The 3,453-nt window shown below is 59.8% G+C and carries 2 protein-coding genes and 1 pseudogene; 1 reads left to right on the forward strand and 2 read right to left on the reverse strand.

The window, feature by feature from the left end; translation table 11 throughout:
* Both purL and B3849_RS00360 read right to left on the reverse strand, forming a co-directional pair.
* Positions 1–1,586: phosphoribosylformylglycinamidine synthase subunit PurL (purL, locus tag B3849_RS00355; protein WP_286779687.1), on the reverse strand; the 1,586-nt coding region annotated here is incomplete at its 3' end.
* A 252-nt stretch (positions 1,587–1,838) separates the two neighbouring features.
* Positions 1,839–2,744, reverse strand: a complete 906-nt coding sequence (locus B3849_RS00360; protein WP_278425460.1) for a LysR family transcriptional regulator — start codon at positions 2,742–2,744, stop codon at positions 1,839–1,841.
* Positions 2,745–3,005: 261 nt separating this feature from the next.
* On the opposite strand from B3849_RS00360, the pseudogene B3849_RS00365 reads away from it, so the two are divergent.
* A pseudogene (locus tag B3849_RS00365) lies at positions 3,006–3,453 on the forward strand (indolepyruvate ferredoxin oxidoreductase family protein); the annotation flags it as partial.

The raw sequence follows: 3,453 nt of genomic DNA on the forward strand, positions 1-3,453 counted from the left end.
AGCGAGACGTTGCCCGACACGATGGGCATGTCGAGTGCTGCGCAGGCGGCACCGATGCCGCGGATCGCGCCGACGAACTGGCCCATGATCTCGGGCTTTTCGGGGTTGCCGAAGTTGAGGTTGTCTGTGGTCGCCAGCGGCAGTGCCCCCACGGCACAGAGGTTGCGGTAGGCTTCGGCCACGGCCTGTTTGCCGCCTTCGACAGGGTTCGCCTTGACGTAGCGGGGCGTTACATCCGAGGTAAAGGCGATCGCCTTGTCGGTGCCATGCACGCGTACGATGCCTGATCCCAGACCGGGGGTGCGGGCGCTGTCGCCCATGACCATTGTGTCGTATTGTTCAAACACCCACGCTTTGGACGCGTAGTTCGGGCTGGAGATCAGCGCGCTCAGCCCGTCGATGGGGTCGATGCCGGGGACATCCGACAGCGGTTCGGCTGCGGGTGTCTCGACATAGGGGCGGTCGTATTCGGGCGCGTTGCCCGAGAGCGCTTTAAGCGGCAGGTCGGCTTTGACCTCACCATTGTGCACGATCAGGAAACGGTCCTCGGCGATTGTTTCGCCTACGATGGCGAAATCGAGGTCCCATTTGTCGAAGACGGCTTTCGCCTCTGCCTCAAGCTCGGGACGCAGGACCATCAGCATCCGTTCCTGGGATTCCGACAGCATCATCTCGTAGGCGGTCATGGCGTGTTCGCGGGTCGGGACCTTTTCGAGGTCCAGACGTACACCAAGGTTGCCCTTGTCGCCCATCTCTACGGCCGAACAGGTCAGGCCCGCAGCGCCCATATCCTGGATCGAAATCACGGCACCGGTCGCCATCAGTTCGAGCGTGGCTTCCATCAGGCGCTTTTCGGTGAAGGGGTCGCCGACCTGAACGGTGGGACGTTTGTCTTCGATGGTGTCGTCGAACTCGGCCGATGCCATCGTCGCGCCGCCCACACCGTCGCGGCCGGTTTTCGCGCCAAGGTAAACGACCGGCATGCCAACGCCGGAAGCGGCGGAATAGAAGATCTTGTCGGTGTCGGCCAGACCGGCGGCAAAGGCGTTCACAAGGCAGTTGCCATCATAGGCGGTGTCAAAACGCACTTCGCCGCCCACCGTGGGCACGCCAAAGCAGTTACCGTAGCCGCCCACACCCGCGACCACGCCATGCACCAGCTGGCGTGTCTTGCGGTGGTCGGGCGACCCGAAGCTAAGAGAGTTCATCGCCGCGATCGGACGCGCGCCCATCGTGAAGACGTCCCGCAGGATGCCGCCCACGCCGGTCGCCGCACCCTGATAGGGTTCGATGTAGGACGGGTGGTTGTGGCTCTCCATCTTGAAGACCAGCGCTTGGCCATCGCCGATATCAACGATGCCCGCATTCTCGCCCGGGCCGCAGATCACCTGTGGGCCTTCGGTCGGCAGGGTACGCAGCCATTTCTTTGACGACTTGTAGGAACAGTGTTCGTTCCACATGGCCGAAAAGATGCCAAGTTCGGTAAAGGTGGGTTCGCGCCCGATGATATCCAGAATACGCTGATATTCTTCGGCATTGATGCCGTGGCTGGAAATCAGGTCTTGGGTGATGGCTGGTTCGGTCATGGTGCGCGTTTTCCCCTAGCAATATGCCACACCTCTTAGATCAAGCGCAGCGCGGGGAAAAGACCTAAGGCTCGTGAAGCGCCATAGCCAAAAAAAAGGCCGAGCACGAAGCTCGGCCGAGTCCAACAGGGAGGTATGAAGTAGCGGCGCGGAGCCGCCCGTCTTCATACCGCCCAATTAAGTGGCGTTCGTGCACGGTTCAAGGATGGAATCGTTAATCTGTGACATGTCCGATATGCGGTTTTCGCATAGCTAGCGGGACTCTTTCTCGCGCAGCAGTTTGCGGTGGGTAATGATCTCGTCCTGCACGAAGTCTTTAAAGGCCGCGACCCGCTTGGAGGCGCGCAATTCTTCGGGGTAGGCAAGGAATACGGGCACATCCGCCGACTCGGTCTCTGGCAGAACTTGCACCAGATCGGGAAAGTCTTGGATGAGGTAGTCGGGTAGTACGCCGATCCCGAGGTTGTTGATCACCGCTTGCAATACGCCGAAGTAGTTGTTCACCGTCAGCATCGACCGCACGTCATGCATCATAAGCTGCTGGATCAGGTTCAGACCCGCATGCACCTGGTTGCTGTCCGTGTTCTGGCAGATCAGACGGTGGTCCGACATATCCTCAAGCCGCTGGGGCGTGCCGTTCGCCGCAAGATAGGCGGGCGAGGCGTACATGCACATCTTGATCATCATTAGCTTCTTGCGCACCAGATCGGCTTGCGACGGCTCTTTCATGCGGATGGCGACATCGGCTTCGCGCATGGGCAGGTCAAGGACGCGTTCTTCGAGCATCAGGTCGACCTTGAGGTCGGGGTATTTCTCGTAGAGCTTCGGCAGACGCGGTGCCAGCCATAGGGTGCCAAAGCCCGTGGTCGTGGTGACACGCAATTCGCCAAAGACTTCTTCCTCGCTGTCGCGGATGCGCGCAGCGGCGGTATCAAGCCGTTTGGACATGGCGACGGTGGCGTCGAACAGCAGCTCGCCTTGTTCGGTCAGGATCAGGCCGCGTGCGTGTCGGTGGAAAAGGTTGGTGTTCAGCTGCTCTTCCAGTCCGCGGATCTGGCGGCTGACGGCAGATTGCGACAAATTCAGCTTATCGCCCGCATGGGTCAAGCTGCCCGCGTCCGCCACGGCGTGAAATATTCTGAGCTTGTCCCAATCCATGAGGACTACCTTTATAATGAGCGCAGTGTTCGCAAGAACGGTCATCTTTGCGCGTTTTACAGTTTAAAAACAACCCTCCGACACGGCGCATCGGTATATGTGCGGTTATCTTATCACGGATAGATCGGGCGAGGGTGCAAAAGATCAAGCCCCGCGCCTTGGCGCTTTATGACCTAGGGTCAGACACAACGCTAGACAGGTCAGCTTTTGTGACCTAGTGTGATGCCATAGCTATTGATTGCACGTAGGGGAGGACGCGCTATGGGTACGCAAAAAATTTCACTAACTGACCGGTATGACCTCGAGAAATCGCCCGTGTTGCTGAACGGCACGCAGGCGTTGGTGCGCCTGACGATGATGCAGGCGGCACGGGACAAGGCGGCAGGGTTGAATACCGCCGGATACGTGACCGGATATCGTGGATCGCCACTGGGGGCCGTTGACCTTCAGATGGACCGCGCCGCCAAGACGCTGGCCGCGCATAACGTCGTGTTCGAACCGGGCCTGAACGAAGATCTTGCCGCTACGGCCCTATGGGGCAGCCAGCAGGCAGAATTGCGCGGTGAGGGGAAGTACGACGGTGTGTTTGGCCTGTGGTACGGTAAGGGCCCGGGTGTGGACCGCTCTGGCGATGTGATGCGTCACGCGAATATGGCGGGCTCGTCCGTGAACGGTGGTGTTCTGATGGCCATGGGGGATGACCACACGG

Origin of the sequence: Sulfitobacter sp. UBA4523 (assembly GCF_002388305.1) — a bacterium.
Taxonomy (GTDB): Bacteria; Pseudomonadota; Alphaproteobacteria; order Rhodobacterales; family Rhodobacteraceae; genus Sulfitobacter; species Sulfitobacter pontiacus.